This window comes from Saliniramus fredricksonii (genome assembly GCF_900094735.1).
Classification (GTDB): Bacteria; Pseudomonadota; Alphaproteobacteria; order Rhizobiales; family Beijerinckiaceae; genus Saliniramus; species Saliniramus fredricksonii.
In genome coordinates this window covers 1,145,374-1,165,522 of the sequence record NZ_FMBM01000002.1, presented here as the reverse complement: position 1 = coordinate 1,165,522, position 20,149 = coordinate 1,145,374, and the positions used below count along the sequence as shown (strand labels likewise).

Below are 20,149 nucleotides of genomic sequence, written 5' to 3'. Positions count from 1 at the left end.
CAGATACCTGCCGTGAAATACGAAACGGGCGCCGCGAAGGCGCCCGTTCCCGTTCAGGGATCTTTTGCCGGCTGCACCCGGCGATCTCAGTCGAACAGCGCGTCGATATCGCCCTGATCGACATGCCCGTCATCCTCGTCGAGCCTGGGCCCGTTGAGCAGGCTCTTCTCGTCATCGAGCGCCGGCAGGCCGTCGGTGTGCGTATCGGCGATTTCCTTGAAGGCTTCGAGCCCGCCCCAGACGCCGATCATCTTGTCGAGACGTTCCTCGACGAATTTCAGCACATTGACGATCTTCGAGATGCGCTGACCCGTCAGATCCTGGAAATTGCAGGCCTCATACATGCTGATCACGCGGTCGAGGATCGCGCCGACATGGTCGTTGTTGCCGCTATCCATGCCGGATGCGCGCAGCATGTTGGCCTCAGCCTCGATATCTTCCAGCCCGGACAGGATCGAGCTCGTGGCCGTCTCCGTGGCGCCGACGACGGCATCAAGCTCGCCGGCGACGCGGCGCATACCCTTGCCCTCCTCCTCGGAGCGGTAGAGCGAGGCAATCTCGCGCTTTGTCTGGGTGATGGCGAGTTTCATCGCGTCGAGTTCGCCGCGCAGCTCGTAGACCTCGGCGATCTCGCGGCGATAGGCTTCGACCACATCGGCGGAATTGCGCAGGGCAGGGTCCATGTAACGCTTGATCTCTTCGAGCGCAGTCATGATCTGCTCGAAACGCGGATCATTGGCGGCAGCCTCGCCGGAGACGGGTGCTGCGGAGGCGACCGGCGTCACGGGTATCTCGATCGGCTGGAAAAAGCGCGGATCGTGGCCGAGGGTTTCTTCGATGCGATAGCGTTTATGGGCAAGTGACATGGCGCGCCGTCGATCCCTTTCTGGAAGTGTCCCGATATCCATGACGGCAATTCATTAGAATAACGTGAACGCGCACGCCGCCACCGCACCAACAAGCATTGCGGCCGTTCAGAGTTGATTCACCGTACTTCCCCATTTCCGATTCACCAATATCAGTAAAAACGTCTTCTCGCCATGATTTCGCACTGCATCTCCGCCTGGGCGAAAGAATTCCTCAAAACGGATCTGCGATTACAGGCTGTATCGACGACGGGCCGCATCAGAACGACCCGCGCCCGACCAGCCACGCTCGCGGCGCAAGCCGACGAGACCTATCGATCCGAGGCGTCCGACACCAAGAGGTCAATTGCATGAAACTGACAGGCTTTACGGCTCTGACCGCCTTCGCGGCGGCCTGCCTCATCGTTCCCGCGAGCGGGATCGGTGACGGCGGTGAAGCGTCGGCGCAAAGCCGCGCCGCCTATAACCAGCCTCCGGGAGCGCATCAGCAGCAGGCCCGCCAGCCCAATCTCGGCGGCGGCTTCCTCGAAATGCTGATCACCGGACGCGACCCGACACCGCGCACGCATGCTGCGCCCCGCACGCATGCCGCACCACCAGCGCAGCAGGCGCAACGTCGCCAGGCGGCTCCGCAACAAACCCGCGCACATGCGCCGCGACAGGCGCAGGCACCCGCCCGCACGGCGCCGCAGACGCGCAACAATGCCCAGACTGCCGCACCGCAGCGCGCCCGCCAGGCGCCCCGTTCACTGCCGGCAAATGACGCCATGCCCGCGCGGATCATTTCCGCCCGCACACCGCCGACGGTGCGCCATCAGAATGCGACCGCCCGCAGCGCCGCTCCGCAATCCGCAGCGCGTACTGGCAACAGCCGGGTTGCGTCATTGCAGGCGAGCGCGCCCGCACCGCGCGCCAATCCCCGCAACACACCCGTTGCCGAGCGTTTCCGGCGCACCACGGTCGATTACAGCGGCCCCTATGGCCCCGGTACGATCGTGGTCGATACGTCAAGCCGCTTCCTCTACTTCGTCCAGCCGGGCGGCAAGGCAATCCGTTACGGCGTCGGCGTCGGTCGCCAGGGCTTCTCATGGCGCGGCACCGAGACCGTCTCCCGCAAGGCGGAATGGCCGGACTGGCGCCCGCCGGAATCCATGCGTCGTCGGCAGCCGGAATTGCCGCGCTTCATGGCCGGCGGCCCGGAAAATCCCCTCGGCGCCCGGGCGCTCTATCTCGGCAACACGCTCTACCGCATTCACGGGACCAATGAGCCGCACACGATCGGTCAGGCCATGTCCTCCGGTTGCATCCGGATGATGAACGAAGACGTGAAGGATCTCTACGAGCGCGTCCGCGTAGGCTCCCGTGTGGTAGTGATGTAAACCGGTTTTGGACAATCATAAGTAGATAAACTGATCATGAAAACCGGCCCTAGGGCCGGTTTTTGCTTTTTTGCCTGATTTCACGATCCTGATTACCATTTATGAAGGTATTTTAAGAAAACTGCTCTCATGCATAGTCGATAAGGCGGCTAGCACTTCGGAAAACATGCTACGGTCGGGATCTAGCGTAAAGCTGACCGTTCTGCGTCGAAAGAGCCATATTCAGGAGCTGCTCATGCGGTATTTCGAGATGACCAAGGGGATCGCAAGGCTGACGCTCCAGGCGCGGATTACATTGACGATCGGACTTGTTGCACTGCTTTCCTGTGCGGGAGTCGGCTATTACGCCTATACGAGCGCCCATGGCGCCCTGGTCGAGGCTACGCGCGACCGCCTCGCGCTGGTCGCCGATTCGCGCAGTGAAGCCCTCCAGGCCGATCTCGACGCGACGGCGCGGGACCTCCTTACCCTTTCCGAGAACGCCACTGTGCGCATCGTGCTGGAGGACCTGCGCTCCTCATTTCGCCTCAACGACACGCAAAAGCAGGAATTCACCACCTTCTTCACCACACCGGAGACGCTTGAAGAGCGCATCGCGCTGACCGGCGAGGGCGACAAATCGATGTATGCCTGGCGCCATACCGACGTCCACGCCTCCTTCCGGGCCATCATGCAGGAACGCGGTTACGCCGATATCATGGTGCTGACCGAGGAAGGCGAGATCATCTACACTGTCGCGAAGCACGCCGATTTCGCCCGCGATATCGACGACGCGATCATGGCCGATACCGGCGCCGCCGCCGCATTCGAAGCCGCGATCAAGGCGCCGCAGGGCGAAGTCGCCCTCGTCGATTTCGCGGCATACGAACCCGCCGGGAGCGTCGCCTCGGCTTTCATTGCCACGCCGGTCTTTTCGCATGGTCTGGAGGGCATGCCCGCCGATGGCGTCATCATTTACCGCCTGGAGGCCGACCTGATTGACGCGCGCATCGCCTCCCGCGACGGCCTCGGCGATACGGGTGAGAGCTACCTCGTCGGCACTGACGGGCTGCTGCGCTCGAACCGCCCGCTGCTGGACGGCGACAGCGCCCTGACTGCCCTGGACCGCCCTGCCGTCGAGCAAGCCGCAACGGGAACCTTCACCTTCACCGATGAGGGCGGCGCGACCCGCTTTGCCGAGAAGCGCGCAATCTCCTGGCTCGGCCAGGATTTCTACCTCGTCACCGACCAGACGACGGCCGAAGCGCTCGCCGATGTGGTCGCCACGGCACGTGGCATCGTCATCGCGACCCTCTCCATCCTGGCAGGCGCACTGGTTCTCGCCGTGCTGACGGGACGCTCCATCGTGCGCCCGATCAAGGCACTGACCGTCACGCTGCATCGTCTGGCGGAGGATACGAAGGTCACGCACATCGCCGGTGAAGAGCGCAGCGACGAGATCGGCGATATCGCCCGCGCCGTCGGCGGTATCCGCAACCGTGTCCAGGCCGATGCCCAGCAGCGGGCACGCGAAGCCGAAGAGGCGGCGGAGGCGCAGAACACGGCGCGGTCGGAAGCGATGCAGGCGCTCGCGAGCGATCTCGAAGCAGCGATCGGCGAAGCCGTCGGCGCGCTCGGTGGTCAGGCGGATGCGCTGACACGGGCGGCACGCGACATGGCGGATCAGTCCGACCGGGCCCGTTCCGGCTCCGACCGGGTCGCGGAAGGTGCGCAGACCGCCAGCCACTCGGTGGCCGATGTCGCGAGTTCGACCGAGCAATTGTCGAACTCCATCATGGAGATCTCGCAACTGATTACACGCTCGGCGCAGGTCACCCAGGAAACCGATCGCTTTGCCGCCGATACGGGCACCGTCGTCGCCTCGCTGAGCGAATGTGCCTCGCGCATCGGCGAGATCGTCGGGCTGATCGAGAGCATCGCCAACCAGACCAACCTGCTGGCTCTGAACGCAACCATCGAAGCCGCACGTGCCGGTGAAGCAGGCAAGGGCTTTGCGGTCGTCGCGGCGGAGGTGAAAGGCCTCGCCACGCAGACGGCGCAGGCCACCGAGGAGATCAGCCGACAGATCGCCGAGATGCGCGCGGCCACCGATCAGGCCGTCGGCGCCGTCGGAGATATCCAGAGCAAGGTCGGCGAGATTTCCTCGGCCATGACATCCGTTTCCGCTGCCGTCGAGGAGCAGACCGCAGCCACCCAGACCATCGCGGCGAGCGCCGATACAGCGCGGGCCGGCGCTTCTCATGTCAGCGAGGATATCGCCGATGTCCGCAGCATGATCACCTCGGCCGACGAGGCTGCGGACGAGGTCGTCCAGACTGCCGCATCGTTGCAGGAGCAGGCCGATCTGGTCAATTCGCGGGTGCGCAGCTTCCTGGAACAGATTCGGGCGGCTTGAAATTGCGGAAAGAATCTGACGGGCTACAGGGTGGCGCGATGCCGCCCTGTTTTCGTTTGGGGATACCGATGCCGCATCGCCCTGGATCGCAGTGACCGATCCCTGTGTAGCGGCGTGAAGCGTGCCGCCTCCGATTGACCTCGCTGCGGCGATTGCACAAGGTGGCGCCCGTTCAGCGCCGGTCGCGGAGGCCGGCGGTCGATTCGGGAGTGCAGCATGACCGCCACCTGGCCCGTCCACGCCGAGATCACCGGCCCGATCGTGCTGATCGGTTTCGGTTCGATCGGCAAGGGGATCCTGCCCCTGATCGAGCGGCATTTCGCCTTCGACAAGGAGCGCTTCACGGTGATCGACCCGGTCGACAGCGATCGCGCCATGCTCGACGATCGCGGCATCCGCTTCGTGCATGAAGCCATCACCAAGGACAATTACGCGCAGATCCTGGAGCCGCTCCTGACCGAGGGCGGCGGCCAGGGCTTTTGCGTCAATCTCTCCGTCGATACCGCCTCGCGCGATCTCATGGAACTCTGCCGTGCGCTGGGAGCGCTCTATATCGACACCGTCAACGAGCCCTGGCCCGGCCTCTACCGCGACGCCTCCGCCGATCCGGCGGATCGCACAAATTACGCCCTGCGCGAGCGCACCATGGAGGCGCGGCGGCTGGCGCCGGGTGGCACCACGGCGGTTTCCTGCTGCGGCGCCAATCCGGGGATGGTCTCCTGGTTCGTCAAACAGGCGCTCGTGAATATCGCCCATGATATCGGGCTCACTTTCGAGGAGCCGACCAGCCGCGAGGGCTGGGCGCGGCTGATGCGCGATGTGGGCGTCAAGGGCATTCACATCGCCGAGCGCGACACGCAGCGCGCGCGTGATCCCAAGCCGTTCGACACCTTCGTCAATACCTGGTCCGTGGAGGGTTTCATCGTCGAGGGCTTGCAGCCGGCGGAGCTCGGCTGGGGCACGCATGAGCGCTGGCGGCCCGACAATGCCCATGACCATGTGAGCGGCTGCAAGGCCTCGATCTACCTGCTCCAGCCCGGTGCCGATACGCGCGTGCGCTCCTGGACGCCGACGGGTCAGGCGCAATTCGGCTATCTCGTCACGCACAATGAATCGATCTCGATCGCGGATTACTTCACCCTGCACGAGGGCGATGCGCCCACCTACCGCCCGACCTGCCATTATGCCTATCACCCCTGCAACGATGCGGTGCTGTCGCTGCACGAGATGTTCGGCAATGGTGGCAACCAGCAATCGCGCTTTCATATTCTCGACGAGCACGAGATCGTTGACGGCATCGACGAGCTCGGCGTGCTGCTCTACGGCCACGGCAAGAACGCCTATTGGTACGGTTCGCAGCTCTCCATCGAGGAAACGCGCCGGATCGCGCCCTACCAGAACGCTACCGGCCTGCAGGTGACATCCGCCGTCATTGCCGGCATGGTCTGGGCGCTGGAAAACCCGCAGGCGGGAATCGTCGAGGCGGATGAGATGGATTACAGGCGCTGCCTCGAGATCCAGCTTCCCTATCTCGGGCCGGTGATCGGCACCTATACGGACTGGACGCCGCTCGACAGCCATACCGGGCTCTATCCGGAGGATATCGATCACGACGATCCCTGGCAGTTCCGCAACATTCTCGTGCGCTGAGGGGACGGCATGACGGATTTCGAAGGCGTTCACACGGGCGCGCTGCTCGGCTCGCTGGGCATCAGCAATGCCGATGCCGTGCTCGATCTGCGCGAGGCCGATGCCGCGCAGGCGGATGCATCCGTGAAGGAGCTGATCGAGCGCAGCCTGTTCATGCCGCGCCGCGCCGTTGCCATTCGGCTTTCGCCGCCGCCAGAGGGAGGGGGCGAGACACTGTTCCTGCCCGTGGGCCGGCAATTGCTGGCGGCACGCAGGCGGGGCTGGATCGCGCGGATGAGCCCCCTCCCCGCCCATGACGGGCTGGGTTATTTCGTGGTCTTTCCCGGGCGCGATACGGGGACGGCGGAAAGTAATGATTAACCACAATCCGCAAGAACACCCGGCAATACCGGCCAAGAGCGGCAATAGGGGCGCGACTCCCGCATCGGTTTAAGAATCGCGCAAGAAAACCCGTGCTTTCTGTCTGCTGTCTCCAGGATGGAGGCGTCAGACAACGGGAGAATTCCATGTCAGCTATCAACCTTTCCGCCGGTGTGCGTTCCAACCTGCTCTCGCTTCAGGGCACTGCCGGTCTACTCGAGCAGACCCAGAATCGTCTTGCCACCGGCAAGAAGGTCAACGGCCCGCTCGACGACGCCGCCGCTTTCTTCACCGCCCAGGGCCTCAACTCTCGCGCGAACGATCTTTCGTCGATCACGCAGGGCATGCAGAACGGCATGAAGACCATCGACGCTGCCTCGAAGGGTATCGATTCCATCAGCACGACGATGGAAACGATGATTGGCCAGGTGCGTCAGGCGCTGCAGGATCCGGGCAGCGAGCCGCCGGAATCAGCCGGCATCACGGCGCCTGCGGACGACTCGACCGCGTTCGTCGTCGAGGCAGCCGTCGGCGGCGGCGCGGCTTTCGACGTCACCATCGCGACGGGTGATCTGAGCGCGACCGATCAAGCCGCCAACGCCCAGACGGTCGTTGATGCGATCAATGGCGACGCGAATTTCCAGAGCAACAATCTGACCGCACAGCTCGACGATGCCGGCACCGGCTTCACCATCGTCAACGAGAGTGGTCAGGAAGTTGTGCTCACTGAAGGCGCATCATCCGGCGGCACCATCGACGCTGTCGGCGATCTCACCGATGCCCGTCAGGCGCTGATGAACAGCTACAACGATCTGCGGACCGAGCTCAACGCGCTTTCCGCCGATTCCGGTTACAACGGTAACAACCTGCTTATGGGTGATGCGCTTGAGGTCGTGTTCAACGAACTCACCGGCGATGATCGCACGAGCTTCACCGTCAGCGCCAAACAGGCTGATGGCACTGCCTTCGGCAATGTGACGGCCGATCGCCTCGGCGGCGCCGAGGGCGATGCCACGACCTTCGCGTCCAACGTGAACCTGGAGTCCCGCCTCGAAGCCCTCCAGTCGGGCGTGAGCGAGCTGCGCAGCCTGTCGAGCCAGCTCGGCACCGCGCAGACGATCGTCGAGAACCGCGAGAGCTTCACCAAGGAAATGGTGAACACGCTGCAGGCCGGCGCTGATGGCCTGACCCTGGCCGACATGAACGAGGAAGCCGCCAACAACCTGGCTCTGCAGACGAAGCAGCAGCTTGGCCAGTCGGCTCTCGGTCTGGCGATCCAGAACGACCAGTCGGTGCTTCAGCTTCTGCGGTGATCGACACTCATTATTCTGTAGATCATGCGGCGGCGGGGCTTTCCTGCCGCCGTTTTTTACTTGCCGTTAACCACGCGCGCCTAGGCTTTCGCAGCGCAGCGGGAGAGAGCCATGCCCTTACGGATCGAGCTGAAGCCCAATGAGCGGCTGATCATCGGCGAGACGACCATTCGCAACGGGCCGAAGCGGTCGAGTTTCGTTGTGGAATCGCAAAGCCGGATCCTGCGTGAAAGCGATATTATCACCCAGTCGGAAGCGGATACGCCCTGCAAACGGCTCTATGTCGCGCTTGAACACATGTATCTGGCCGACGATCCGCAAGCTGGCGAAACCGCCTTCATCGAGATCGCCAACCAGATCATGCAGGCGGCCCCGGGCACACGGGCGCACATTCTGGCGATCTATGAGCAGCTTCAGGAGCGCAAGCTCTACAAGGCGCTCAAACAGGCCCGCAAGCTCATTGCCTATGAGACGGAACTGCTCGCCCTCGCAGCAGGGGACAGATCCGCTCCCGCAGAGCCCGACGACATCCGCAAGGCCCGCCCCGCCCTATCCTGATCGCCGAGATCCGAATCACGAAAGAACGGTCCCGCAGGGGGCCGTTTTCTCGGTATCCGTCGACTTGTTCAGTTTACGCGTCAGAGCGAAGCGCTGAAGGTCGGTATGCTCGGGGGCTCGTTCTCGGCATAGAACTTGCGCAGGTTGAGCATGATTTCCGTCGGCAGCTGAAAGATTACCTCATCGCTCTGAGTGTTGACGACCTGAAACAACAGAGCGCCGATTTCGGCATCACGCTCGAAACGCACTTCACGGTTGGCCGAAAAACTGTTGCCTGAATCAGAATCAGCATCCTGATCCGCCTGACGAAACTGCGCCTCGTCGATGGCCGTTACCGTTGCTTCCGCACGGCTCTCACGCAGCATCGCGACACCTTCGCGTCGGAAATCTGCAGTATATGACCAGCTTGCGCCAGCACCCAATCCAGGGTCCATCATGGCCACTACTCCTGATACGAGGTGACAGGATATCAGTTTCGGATCAACTTCCTCCTAAGGCAAACGCTCGAATTTTATTGAAATCTTATTGTCTGTCTCGATACTTGATAAATACTCATACCGCATCGCTGCATTCGGCAAAATCGCCTTAAGCCATTTTTAAGGCACTATGGTTAAAAGTCGTGACGGAAGTTCACTCGTGAGGTTGTCCATGAACTCGGCTGCCAATGCCTACGCGAAAGTCGCGAAAGCTGCTCCTCTCCCGCCCCGCGAACTCGAAGCTACCTTGCTGATCAAGGCTGCCGGCAAGCTCCAGGCTGCGCATGACCAGCTCGAGAGCGGTGCCGCGCCGCTCGACGACGCGCTCGCCTTCAACCGGCAGCTCTGGACCATCTTCGCCACCTCCGCGACCACGCCGGAGAACCCGCTTCCTGCCAAGGTGCGCGAGAATGTCGCCAATCTCGCCGTTTTCATGCTCACGGAAATCCTCGCCGCGAGCACGCGCCCGTCGAAACAGGCGCTGACGACGATGATCAACATCAACCGCGAACTCGCCGCAGGTCTTTCCGAGCAGGCGCCGCAACCCGCTGCCTGAATCGCGTGAGCACGTGTCATCCACAATCCCGCATCACCGCGCCTTATTGACCTTGCATGCGCAGGCTGGTTCTATGCGCGGAAACGGGGAAGGATTCGAGCAAGGTGGTGCGTTTTCTCCAACATGCGAGCCGCGTGGCGGATCGGTTTGCGCGGGCGGTCTGCATGCTCGCGGGGATCGTGCTTGTTGCATCCGTGCTGGGGATCGTCATCCTGCGCTACGGGTTCGGGGTCGGTTTCATCGAATTGCAGAATCTTGCCAGTTATGCTTTCGCGGTCTTCGTGATCTTCGCCCTCCCCGTCTGCATGGCGCAGGACGGGCATGTGCGCGTCGAGGTGCTTTCGGAGCGGCTCTCGCCGCGCTACCGCGTCTGGTCGGAGGGGCTGGCTCTGGTCCTGCTGCTGATCCCGGTATTCGCGCTCACCATCATCAGCTACTGGCCCAGCCTCTCCTATAGCTGGGCGATCCGCGAACGCGCCCTGGAAACCGGCGGATTGCCCGGCATCTTCCTGATCAAGACGGCGCTGCCGCTGGCCGCATTCCTGATGATCATCCAGGGCATCGCCGCCTTCCTGCGCAGGCGTGAAGCCGAGTACGGCGTGCCGCCCCTGCCGGGAGATCCGCCCTCCCCGGCCTCCAGCGGGACGGGCTGAGCGTGTCGGAACTCTTCCTCATCATCATGGTGATCGGGCTCTTCGCCGGGATTCTGAGCGGCATACCCGCCATGCTGGCGATTGCCGGGATTCCGATGCTGGTCGCCGTCGCCGCATCCGTATTCTTCGACGCCTTCAACCTCTCGCTTCTGGCGCTGTTTCCCAACCGCGTCTGGGGGTGATGAACAACACCCTGCTGATGGCGGTACCGCTCTTCGTGATCATGGGCGTGTTGCTGGAGCGCGCGCGGCTGGCCGAGAACATGCTCGGAGTGCTCGCGCGGATGCTGGGCGGCTCACCACGCGGGATGGGGCTTTCGGTGCTGGCCTTCTCCGCGATGATCGCCGCCGCGACCGGCATCATCGGCGCCACTGTCGTGATGCTGGTTCTGGTCGCCCTCAAACCGATGATGGATGCCGGCATCCCGGCGCGGCGAGCCTCGGGACTGATCTGCGCCTCGGGCACGCTTGGGCAGATCATCCCGCCTTCGATCCTGCTGGTGCTGCTGGGTGACCAGATCGGCAATACCTATCTCGAAGCGCAGCAGCGCGCCGGCAATTTCGCACCGATACCGGTCTCGGTCGGAGATCTGTTTGCAGGTGCGCTCGTTCCCGGCCTGATGCTGGTCGCGCTCTACGGGCTGTATCTCGCATTCGTGCTCCGCCCGGCCAAAGGCGTCAGCGTTCCCGCGCAGGGCGAACCCGTGACCTGGACGGAGGTGATCTTCACCTTCCTGCCGCCGATGCTTCTGATCGTCTCGGTGCTCGGCTCCATCCTCGCCGGCGTTGCAACCGCAACCGAGGCAGCGGGGCTCGGAGCCATCGGCGCGATGCTGCTCGCCGGCTGGCAGGAGCTGCGGTTTCGCATCGAGCGCTGGCTCGTCGCCGGGGCCGGCATCGCCGCCTTCGCCCTCGTCGCCCTGCGCATGGGCGGTATGGGACGCGCGGCTTTGGACACACCTGCCGGGCTGCTCGCGCTCGCGGGTGCGATCATCATCACCCTCGGCGTGCTGATCGCCGCCACGCGGCTATGGGGGCGCGGGGCGCTGCAAGGCGCGCTCGGGGATACGATGAAGATCTCCGGCATGGTCTTCGGCATCGTCATCGCCGCCTCGATGCTCGCCCTCGTCTTCCGCGGCTTCGGCGGTGACCGGATGGTCGTCCAGCTGATGAGCGGGCTACCCGGCGGCCAGTGGGGTGCGCTGCTCCTGATCATGCTGCTGGTCTTCATCCTCGGCTTCATCCTGGAAGCCATCGAGATCATCTACATCGTCGTGCCGCTGCTCGGCCCGGCGATTCTGGGCACGGATATCTCGCCCGTCTGGTTCGCTGTGCTGCTCGCCATGAACCTGCAGACGAGCTTCCTGACACCGCCTTTCGGTTTTGCGCTGTTCTATTTCCGCTCGGTCGCACCGCGATCGATCACGACCATCGATATTTATCGCGGAGTGATACCTTTCGTCTTGCTGCAACTCGTCGCTCTGGGCATCCTGCTGGCAGTGCCCGAGCTGGCGACATGGCTGCCGGAGGTCATCTTCGGATGAAGCGTGTCGCCTTCGGATGAAAGCCGGCGCAACCGGCTTCGGGCGAAGGCAACGAGCGCCGCTACCAGGCGGCAGAATGTCAATGATCCAGAGGGAGGATCTCTTTTATGAAACGCAGAACGTTCCTGATGGGCGGCGCCGCCGCCGCCACGGCGACCACACTCGCCGCCCCGGCTATCGCCAGCGGCCATGTGAAGTGGGATATCGCCTCGTCCTTCCCGGCCGCCGCACCGGGCGTGGGCACCAACGTCACCCGCTATGCGGAGCTGGTCAAGCTGATGTCGGACGGGCGCATGGAGCTCACCGTCTACGGCGCCGGCGAACTCGTGCCGCCGCTTGAAGTCGAAGATGCCGCCCAGGCCGGTACCGTACCCGTCGTCCATGGCCCTCCCTACTATGCCGCCGGCAAGGAAGCCGCGCTGCACTGGTTCACCGGCGTGCCCTTCGGCATGACATCGAACGAACATTTCGCCTGGCTCAAATGGGGTGGCGGACAGGAGCTGTTCGACGAGATCTATGCCGAGCGCAATCTCAAGCCGTTCTATTCCGGCAATTCCAACACCCAGTCCGGCGGTTGGTTCAAGGAGCGCCTGAACAGCGTCGAAGATCTTGATGGTCTGAACATGCGCATTGCCGGCCTCGGTGCCGACGTGATGCGCAAGCTCGGCGTCAACGCCGTGCTCATGCCCGCCGGCGAGATCTTCCAGGCGCTGCAATCGGGTGCGATTGACGCAGCCGAATGGGTTGGCCCGATGCTCGACCAGGCCTTCGGCCTGCAGCGCATCACCAATCTGTGCTACATGCCAGCCTATGCCGAGCCGGGCGCTGCCGTCGCCGTCGTCTTCAACCAGGACGCCTTCGCTGAACTCCCGGACGATCTCAAGGCCGTCTGCGAGGCAGCGGCTCAGGCAGCAGCGCTCGAGATGCACGCGCAGTTCGATTACTACAACGCCCAGGCAGCCCGCGAGCTGGAAGAAGCCGGCGTCGAATTCCTGCGCTGGCCGGAGGATATCACCACCGCGCAGCGCGAAGCCTGGAGCGAAGTCCGCGAGGAACTGCGCGCCGAACATGGCAATGTCGCGCGGGTTCTGGAAAGCTACGAGCCTTATCTCGAAGCGGCTCGCGCCTTCAGCGGCATGATGACCGAGCCGATGCTGGCGGCCCGCCGCGGCTGATACCGCACGCACACCAGATCATCGCGAAGCGAGAGACGGCCCCGGTTATCCGGGGCCGTTTTCACGAGCAGGCGCGCGATCAGCCTTCCAGCTCCTCGCGCAGCATTTCCAGTTCGAGCCATTGCTCCTCTGCCTGGTTGAGCGCGAGCTGCAGTTCACCAAGCTTTGCGGTAGCTGCCTCGAAACGCGCCGGATCGCGCGTGAAAAGCTCGGGATCGTCCATCACCGCCTGCACTTTGGTAATCTGCGCCTCCAGTTCGGCGATCCGCCCGGGCAGGGTTTCGAGCGCATGTTTCTCCTTGAACGAGAGCCGGCGCTTGCGCGCCTCGCCGCCGGATGAGGCCGATCTGGCAGCGCTCTTTTCGGCATCCTTGCCGCCCTTGCGCGCGCCTGAATTCGCCCCCGTCGCCACACCGCCATAGGCCGAGACACCGGCGCCGCGCTGCGCCACCATATCGGAATAGCCACCGGCATATTCGCGCCAGCGACCCTCGCCCTCCGCCATGACCGTGGATGTCACGACGCGGTCGAGAAAGTCGCGATCATGGCTGATCAGGATCAGGGTACCGGCGTAATCAGCCAGCAGTTCCTGCAGCAGATCGAGGGTTTCGAGATCGAGATCGTTGGTCGGCTCGTCGAGCACGAGCAGGTTGGAGGGGCGCGCCAGCGCCCGCGCCAGCATCAGCCGCCCCCGCTCGCCGCCGGAGAGCACACCGATGGGCGTGCGCATCTGCTCGGGCTGGAAAAGGAAGTCCTTCATGTAGCCCGCGACATGCTTCGTCTCGCCACCCACCTGAACCGTGTCGCCACGCCCGCCAGTAAGCGCCTCCGCGAGCGTCCAGTTCGGATCGAGGCTCTCGCGGCGCTGGTCGAGCGTCACCATCTGGACCGAGGCCCCGATACGCACCTCCCCCGCATCCGGTGCCAGGCCACCCGTGAGCAGATTGATCAGGGTGGTCTTGCCCGCCCCGTTGGGCCCCACGATCCCCACACGATCGCCCCGCGCGATGCGCATCGAGAAATCGCGCACGATGGGCGAGTCGTCATAGGCCTTGGTCACGCCCTTCGCTTCGATGACGACCTTGCCGGAAGTCTCCCCCTCGGTCGCAGCGAGCTTCACGTCTCCGGTGGCGCGGCGCTGCTCGCGCAATTCCTTGCGCAGGCCGTGCAATTCGCCGAGCCGCCGGACATTGCGCTTGCGGCGCGCGGTCACGCCGTAGCGCAGCCAGTCTTCTTCCGCCGCGATCTTGCGGGTCAGCTTGTGGCGGTCGCGCTCTTCTTCCTCGAGCACCTTGTCGCGCCAGGCCTCGAACGCGCCAAAGCCCTCCTCCAGCCGCCGCGTCTGCCCCCGATCGAGCCAGATCGTGGCGCGCGACAGCTTCTCGAGGAAACGGCGGTCGTGGCTGATCAGCACGAGCGCCGTGCGCATGCCGGCGAGCTCGCTCTCAAGCCATTCGATCGCGGGAAGATCCAGATGGTTGGTCGGCTCGTCCAGAAGCAGGATGTCCGGCGACGGGGCCAGCGAGCGTGCAAGCGCCGCCCGGCGCGCTTCACCGCCGGAGAGCCCCTGCGTGTCACGCGCGGGATCGAGTCCGAGTTCGGTGAGCAGATACGCGCCGCGATAGGCATCATCGGCCGGACCGAGACCCTCCGCCACATAAGCTCCAAGCGTGTGATAGCCGGTCAGATCCGGTTCCTGCGGCAGGTAACGCAAGGTCGCGCCGGGCTGGACGAAACGCTTGCCCGCATCCGGCTCGACAAGCCCCGCCGCCATTTTCAAGAGCGTCGACTTGCCCGAGCCGTTTCGGCCCACCAGGCAGATGCGCTCCTGGGGTGCGACGGAGAGTTCGGCATTTTCGATCAGGGGCGTGCCGCCGAAAGTCAGCGCCACCCCCTGCAGATGAAGAAGCGGAGGAGCCATGACCGTCGTTTACGCCTTTTCGCGCGCCGGGTTAAGAGGCGTTTGCAGCAAACCGTATCATCAGCGCGCGCGCACGATCACGAACAGACCCGGATCCATGCGCGAGACGAAATCCACCTCGTCGAGCGCCACCGTGGTGGTGAAACCCTGCGGATCGCGGATGCGCCAGCGTTTCAATTCCGACAGGCGATCATCGAATGTGAGTGTCACCCGCGAGGTTCCGCCCAAAGTCGAGCGATCCTCGAGCTGGATGTCGACCTCGTCATCGAAGCGCTCGACATCGAGCACGCTGACGTCGCGCCCGAGATTGACGCGCGAACCGAGAAGGAATTTCAGGGGCGTCTGCGAGATCGGATAGAGATCCTGGGTGTTCAGCCGGCTGTCCTGGATCGCGACCTGCCGCCCGTCCGCGACGACCTGAAGCGTGGCCGGCTCATCGTAATCGAAACGCAAGCGTCCGGGGCGATGCACATAGAGCTCGCCCGTCAGCCGGTCCCCATTGGCATTCATCTGCGTGAAGCTGGCATACATGGTGGTGATGCCGTTGAAGAAATCATTGGCACGGGAGACGATCTGCTCGGCGCTCAGATTCTCGGCCGTGCTATCCGTCGCAGGCTGCTCGGGCGCCTGCCCGGGGGCTACGCCGCGCACGCCGGCCGGCGGCTCGGGAAGCTGTGCCTGGCTGACGAGCAGGCGCTCGGGCCGCGGCGGAGGCAGCGTATCGATCTGCCAGAAGGCGCGCTGCACGCTTTCAGCAGCGACCGGAGCCACACCGATCCCAGGCATCGGTACCAGAGCGGCACCGGCCAGGAAGGCGAAAGCAAGCCCGCGCAGACGCGCCAAATGACGCGGATCCCGCACCTTGCCCGAATGAATTTTCTGCTTCCCCATACCGTGAACCATGCATCGTCATCCCGTTTCAGGCGCGGACGCGAAACATCACACCACGCCGATTTTCTTGCGCAGGCGTAACGTCCGGCTGTGGCAAAACCGCGACTCCTTCCGGGCATGCGCGCGGCATATCCGGCTCGGAACAGCCTCAATCATCGCCGTTTCCATAACGATCCTCCGGCGATTCCATCAGGATCTCGCGCTTTCCGGCATTGTTGGGCGCGCCGACGATCCCCTCATTCTCCATCCGCTCCATCAGCGAGGCTGCCCGATTGTAGCCGATCTGCAGACGGCGCTGGATATAGGAGGTCGAGGCCTTCTTGTCGCGCAGGACCACCGCGACGGCCTGATCGTAGAGATCGGCGCCGGGATCACCGAACGAGCCCTTGTCGAACACGGCGCCGCCGTCATCGCCGCCGGAGCCACCCTCATCCTCCTCTGACGTGACCGCGTCGAGATAGGCCGGGCGCCCCTGCGTCTTGAGGTGGGCCACGACATGTTCGACCTCGTCATCGGAGACGAAGGGCCCGTGCACGCGTGTGATGCGCCCGCCACCGGCCATGTAGAGCATGTCACCCTGTCCGAGCAGCTGTTCGGCACCCATCTCACCCAGGATCGTGCGCGAGTCGATCTTCGAGGTGACCTGGAAGGAGATACGGGTCGGAAAATTCGCCTTGATCGTACCGGTAATGACATCGACCGAGGGGCGCTGGGTTGCCATGATCAGATGGATGCCGGCTGCGCGGGCCATCTGGGCGAGACGCTGGATGGCACCCTCGATCTCCTTGCCGGCGACCATCATCAGATCGGCCATTTCGTCGACGATGACGACGATGTATGGCAATTGATCGAGGCTCATTTCCTCCTCTTCGAAGATCGCCTCCCCGGTCTCGCGGTCGAACCCGGTCTGGACCGAGCGCGTGATCACCTCGCCGCGTGCGGTCGCTTCGGCCACGCGGGCATTGAAGCCGTCGATGTTGCGCACGCCCATCTTCGACATCTTGCGATAGCGGTCCTCCATTTCGCGCACCGCCCATTTCAGCGCGACGACGGCTTTCTTGGGGTCGGTCACGACCGGCGAGAGCAGGTGCGGAATGCCGTCATAGACCGACAGTTCCAGCATCTTGGGATCAACCATGATCATGCGGCACTGCTCCGGCGACATCCGGTAGAGGATCGACAGGATCATGGTGTTGATCGCCACCGACTTGCCCGAGCCGGTCGTGCCCGCCACCAGCAGATGCGGCATCTTGGCCAGATCCGCGATCACCGGCTCGCCGCCGATGGTCTTGCCGAGGCACAGGGCGAGTTTCTGCTTGGATGATTCGAAATCGCGGCTGGCCAGCAATTCGCGCAGGAAGACGGTGTCGCGCTTCACGTTGGGAAGTTCGATGCCGATGGCATTGCGCCCCTGCACCACCGCAACGCGGGCCGAGACCGCGCTCATCGAGCGGGCGATGTCGTCGGCAAGCCCGATCACGCGGCTCGACTTCGTGCCCGGGGCCGGCTCCAGCTCGTAGAGCGTGACCACGGGGCCGGGGCGCACATTGATGATCTCGCCCCGCACGCCGAAATCCTCCAGCGTCGATTCGAGCATTGCGGCGTTCTGCTCCAGGGCTTCGCGCGAGACCTCGGCCAGATGAGACGCGGTGGGCTCCGACAGCAGCTGCAGGGCCGGCAACTGGTAATCATCCTGCGGGTCGAGGAAGGAGGGCTGCGCTTCGCGCTTGATGCGTTTGCCGGGCTTCGTCGTCGCGACGGGCATGGTGACACGGCTGGAGGCGGAACCGGCACCCTCCTCGCCCTGTTGCGTGGGTGCCGACTCGGCGTCCTGATCGACAGGGAGATCGGCATCCTCATCCCAGGCGTTCCAGCCGCCACCATCGCGATTCCACGGCGCCTCGTCGCGCAGCGGACTCGTTTCCGCCTCCGCCGGATGCGCGCGGGCCGACTGGTCGTGCGATGCGTCCCGTAGCGCAGCTTGCGCCTGCACGGGCACGCCCGGCATGTCGAGAACCGGCTCGCGGCGGGCCCCGGGGGGCACCGGGCGCACGAAATCGGACAAACCGTCATCGCGGTCGGTCTCGCGGCGCATCGGCCCCGAAGCATAGGCAAAGCCGTCCTCGGGTCCACGCCGCAGCCGCCGCGCCATTGCATCGCGCATCAGTTGTGCGAAGCGCCGCAGATGGACTTGCAGACTGAGCGCCGCATGGGCTGCGGCACCGAGCCAGACGATCGCCCGACCGGGCTCGTCCTCGCGCGGCGATTCGTCGAAATCGTCGAGATCGACAGGGCGGCCACGCGGCGCAGGCGCCGCAATCTCGTCCTCCTCCGCATCCTCCTCCTCATCGGAGAAGCCGAAGCCTGAGGCGGCGGTAATGGCGAGTATGGCGATACCGGCGAAGACGAAACCGAGCAGCGTCGCGGCGGGGCCTTCGGCGATCCCGGTCAGCGCCCGCGCAGCGGCGAGAACCGCATCGCCGGCAACACCGCCGAGCCCCGTCGGCAGCGGCCAGCGGGTGGTGGCCGGCAAGCTGCTCGCCATCGCCGTTGCGGCAACGACGCCGAGGACGAACAGGACGAGCCTCAGTTGCACCCGCGCGAGCCGGCCTTCGCGCAGCAGCCGCCATCCCCAGGCGGCGAGCGGCAGCAGCGCCGCGAGCGCGGCCAGACCGAAGAGCTGCATGGCGAGATCGGATGCCACAGCACCTGGATAACCGAGCCAGTTGCGCACCGGCCCGTCGACGGCATGGTTGAGGCTCGGATCCTCCACCGACCAGGTCGCGAGCGCCAGCGTCATCGCAATGGCGAAGACGAGCATGACCAACCCCGATATGTCCACGAGGCGGCGCATGACGAAGGCGCGCAGTGCATCCGTCAGTTCATCGGCAGGCGAGGCATGGCGACGTGTTTTCGGCATGATCCGGCGATTCTTTTTCAGACCCGGCGAGCCTAGCCGGGATGCGGTTAAGAGACGCTTAACCAAGACCCGCCGCATGGTGAACCAGGATTTGCCGCCTGCCGATCCCGCGCCGGGAACGCTGCGGCGCCTTTGGCGCAACACACCGCTTGCCCCGCCCCGCCCGATCCGCTATGCAGGATTCGCGCGGCTCACGCCGCCTCGCGCCCGTAGCTCAGCTGGATAGAGTGTTGGATTCCGATTCCAAAGGTCGCAGGTTCGAATCCTGCCGGGCGCGCCATTTCGGTACAGAACTGTGAACCGCAGCGGGCAAGTTTTCGTGCTCACTCTGGGCCGCCCGTTCAAGGGTGTGCTTGCTTCCCGTAATGCGAATGACGTTTGTATCGACGTCAATGCGATCAACCGCAGCTTTCAAACAGGCCTTGCAGAGCGGGATTTCCCCGGAACGGATATGCATGCGCATCGCTCAGAACCAACCCGATCAGCAGATGCAAAGAGTAGCTTAAACCACGCTTAATCCTGTCCAATAGATGGGGAGTAGCTCTGTCTGAGATTTGCGTACCATTGCCTTGTTTGCACAAGACGCCACTCTGCGATTGCGAACGACACCAGAGCTGCCACGCAACCTTTTACTGCACAATGCGAACCGGTTCGGATGCGCCGTTGATGCGCAAATCGTGCTGGAAGACGACCGCCTCGAAATCCATCTGGAAAAAGGGCTGATCAGTTTCAGGGTTTGGTGCGATCCTCAGATGACGCTAAGCCTGCCGCCGGATCTCGATCTCGATGTGGGCCTCGACAAACTGGTTGCCGACATCGCGGGCGATTTCGGGGATATCATGATCGATGTCGAGAATGCCGCGCTTGACTTCGACGGCACGTTGCGGGCCTTCGCCATGCAGGGACATCGCGCGACCGTGCAGTTGAACTTTGCCTCGGGCATGCCCCGTGATGCCATCGCCCTCAAGGTCGCCTCGCTCATATCACGCATTTCGTTCGAGGGGTCAGGGCGCGATGCGTATTCCGCCTTCAGAGCAGCAACCGCAGCCATCATCGCTTCACTCAATCCGGGCCTGTCTCCACGAACCGGCGCGATCCCGCATTGACGGGGATTGACCTGGATCAGCCCGGCTGCGCCCGGTCCGGCCAGACGTCAGCGAGGCCATGGGTCTGACCGGCGGCAAGGCGGTGTTCGCCCCCGTTAGCAGCCGCGAGCGTTAACGCCAGATCGATCGCCTTGCCCTGTGCAGCGGGCCGGATCCCCAGATCTCCGCCGGGATGTGTCGGCATGCTGCGCATGATCCGCAATGCCATCGCTTCCTGCGCCTGACCCGACCTCACTCAACGCGGACAAACAGCGTGTCGGAAGAATGGCAACGCCGGCAGGCGGCCCTGCCGCACCGTGCATTCCTTGTCAGCAGACGCGCCGATGCTCACGCCGCGCTCCACCGGGTAACATATAGCCGAAACGGCATTCGGCGCCGCCTCGTATT

The 20,149-nt window shown here is 64.0% G+C and carries 18 protein-coding genes and 1 tRNA gene; 13 read left to right on the top strand and 6 right to left on the bottom strand.

Features of this window, described 5'->3' with window-relative positions; all coding sequences use genetic code 11:
• Positions 1 to 86: 86 nt before the first annotated feature.
• Positions 87 to 866 carry a protein phosphatase CheZ gene (locus GA0071312_RS11915; RefSeq protein WP_074445152.1) on the bottom strand — a complete coding sequence of 260 codons (780 nt, stop codon included), beginning with the start codon at positions 864 to 866 and terminating at the stop codon, positions 87 to 89.
• Between the two features lie 350 nt (positions 867 to 1,216).
• Here GA0071312_RS11915 and GA0071312_RS20595 point away from each other — a divergent pair, with 350 nt between their 5' ends.
• The 6 genes from GA0071312_RS20595 (at position 1,217) to GA0071312_RS11885 (ending at position 8,521) form a co-directional block, all read left to right on the top strand.
• Positions 1,217 to 2,245: a L,D-transpeptidase gene (locus tag GA0071312_RS20595; RefSeq protein ID WP_083204537.1), complete on the top strand. Its 1,029-nt coding sequence runs from the start codon at positions 1,217 to 1,219 to the stop codon at positions 2,243 to 2,245.
• Positions 2,246 to 2,480: 235 nt separating this feature from the next.
• Positions 2,481 to 4,640: a methyl-accepting chemotaxis protein gene (locus GA0071312_RS11905; RefSeq protein WP_074445151.1), complete on the top strand. Its 2,160-nt coding sequence runs from the start codon at positions 2,481 to 2,483 to the stop codon at positions 4,638 to 4,640.
• Between the two features lie 216 nt (positions 4,641 to 4,856).
• On the top strand, positions 4,857 to 6,290 hold the full coding sequence (locus GA0071312_RS11900) for a homospermidine synthase (RefSeq protein ID WP_074445150.1): 1,434 nt from the start codon (positions 4,857 to 4,859) through the stop codon (positions 6,288 to 6,290).
• 9 nt (positions 6,291 to 6,299) lie between these two features.
• Positions 6,300 to 6,650 carry a hypothetical protein gene (locus tag GA0071312_RS11895; RefSeq protein WP_074445149.1) on the top strand — a complete coding sequence of 117 codons (351 nt, stop codon included), beginning with the start codon at positions 6,300 to 6,302 and terminating at the stop codon, positions 6,648 to 6,650.
• A gap of 146 nt (positions 6,651 to 6,796) precedes the next feature.
• Positions 6,797 to 7,963, top strand: a complete 1,167-nt coding sequence (locus GA0071312_RS11890) for a flagellin N-terminal helical domain-containing protein (RefSeq protein WP_074445148.1) — start codon at positions 6,797 to 6,799, stop codon at positions 7,961 to 7,963.
• A 111-nt stretch (positions 7,964 to 8,074) separates the two neighbouring features.
• The gene (locus GA0071312_RS11885; protein ID WP_074445147.1) at positions 8,075 to 8,521 is read left to right on the top strand and encodes a flagellar biosynthesis repressor FlbT; all 447 of its coding nucleotides are present in this window, start codon (positions 8,075 to 8,077) and stop codon (positions 8,519 to 8,521) included.
• 80 nt (positions 8,522 to 8,601) lie between these two features.
• Here GA0071312_RS11885 and GA0071312_RS11880 read toward each other — a convergent pair whose 3' ends face one another.
• Positions 8,602 to 8,958, bottom strand: a complete 357-nt coding sequence (locus GA0071312_RS11880) for a flagellar protein FlaG (RefSeq protein ID WP_131817795.1) — start codon at positions 8,956 to 8,958, stop codon at positions 8,602 to 8,604.
• A gap of 211 nt (positions 8,959 to 9,169) precedes the next feature.
• On the opposite strand from GA0071312_RS11880, the gene flaF reads away from it, so the two are divergent.
• The 5 genes from flaF to GA0071312_RS11860 all read left to right on the top strand — a co-directional run bounded on the left by flaF (position 9,170) and on the right by GA0071312_RS11860 (position 12,924).
• The gene (gene flaF, locus GA0071312_RS11875; protein WP_074445145.1) at positions 9,170 to 9,553 is read left to right on the top strand and encodes a flagellar biosynthesis regulator FlaF; all 384 of its coding nucleotides are present in this window, start codon (positions 9,170 to 9,172) and stop codon (positions 9,551 to 9,553) included.
• Between the two features lie 104 nt (positions 9,554 to 9,657).
• A complete protein-coding gene (locus GA0071312_RS11870; protein ID WP_238947195.1) occupies positions 9,658 to 10,206 on the top strand; it encodes a TRAP transporter small permease subunit in 549 nt (182 codons plus the stop codon).
• Between the two features lie 2 nt (positions 10,207 to 10,208).
• The gene (locus GA0071312_RS20335; RefSeq protein ID WP_238947194.1) at positions 10,209 to 10,388 is read left to right on the top strand and encodes a hypothetical protein; all 180 of its coding nucleotides are present in this window, start codon (positions 10,209 to 10,211) and stop codon (positions 10,386 to 10,388) included.
• Entirely contained in the window at positions 10,388 to 11,749 is a 1,362-nt protein-coding gene (locus GA0071312_RS11865) for a TRAP transporter large permease (protein WP_238947193.1), read from the top strand. The genes GA0071312_RS20335 and GA0071312_RS11865 overlap by 1 nt, the downstream gene beginning before the upstream one ends.
• Before the next feature lie 107 nt (positions 11,750 to 11,856).
• Positions 11,857 to 12,924: a TRAP transporter substrate-binding protein gene (locus GA0071312_RS11860; RefSeq protein ID WP_074445144.1), complete on the top strand. Its 1,068-nt coding sequence runs from the start codon at positions 11,857 to 11,859 to the stop codon at positions 12,922 to 12,924.
• A 79-nt stretch (positions 12,925 to 13,003) separates the two neighbouring features.
• Here the strand turns inward: GA0071312_RS11860 and GA0071312_RS11855 are convergent, their stop codons facing one another.
• The 3 genes from GA0071312_RS11855 to GA0071312_RS11845 form a co-directional block, all read right to left on the bottom strand.
• Entirely contained in the window at positions 13,004 to 14,845 is a 1,842-nt protein-coding gene (locus GA0071312_RS11855) for an ABC-F family ATP-binding cassette domain-containing protein (protein ID WP_074445143.1), read from the bottom strand.
• Between the two features lie 60 nt (positions 14,846 to 14,905).
• Positions 14,906 to 15,688, bottom strand: a complete 783-nt coding sequence (locus tag GA0071312_RS11850; RefSeq protein ID WP_165604024.1) for a LolA family protein — start codon at positions 15,686 to 15,688, stop codon at positions 14,906 to 14,908.
• A 196-nt stretch (positions 15,689 to 15,884) separates the two neighbouring features.
• Positions 15,885 to 18,656 (bottom strand): DNA translocase FtsK, encoded by a 2,772-nt coding sequence (locus GA0071312_RS11845; RefSeq protein ID WP_074445141.1) that lies wholly within the window; start codon positions 18,654 to 18,656, stop codon positions 15,885 to 15,887.
• 203 nt (positions 18,657 to 18,859) lie between these two features.
• Here GA0071312_RS11845 and GA0071312_RS11840 point away from each other — a divergent pair.
• Both GA0071312_RS11840 and GA0071312_RS11835 read left to right on the top strand, forming a co-directional pair.
• Positions 18,860 to 18,936, top strand: a tRNA-Arg gene (locus GA0071312_RS11840).
• Positions 18,937 to 19,210: 274 nt separating this feature from the next.
• On the top strand, positions 19,211 to 19,762 hold the full coding sequence (locus GA0071312_RS11835; RefSeq protein ID WP_131817794.1) for a hypothetical protein: 552 nt from the start codon (positions 19,211 to 19,213) through the stop codon (positions 19,760 to 19,762).
• A gap of 16 nt (positions 19,763 to 19,778) precedes the next feature.
• Here the strand turns inward: GA0071312_RS11835 and GA0071312_RS11830 are convergent, their stop codons facing one another.
• The gene (locus GA0071312_RS11830; RefSeq protein WP_131817793.1) at positions 19,779 to 19,970 is read right to left on the bottom strand and encodes a hypothetical protein; all 192 of its coding nucleotides are present in this window, start codon (positions 19,968 to 19,970) and stop codon (positions 19,779 to 19,781) included.
• Positions 19,971 to 20,149 lie beyond the last annotated feature (179 nt).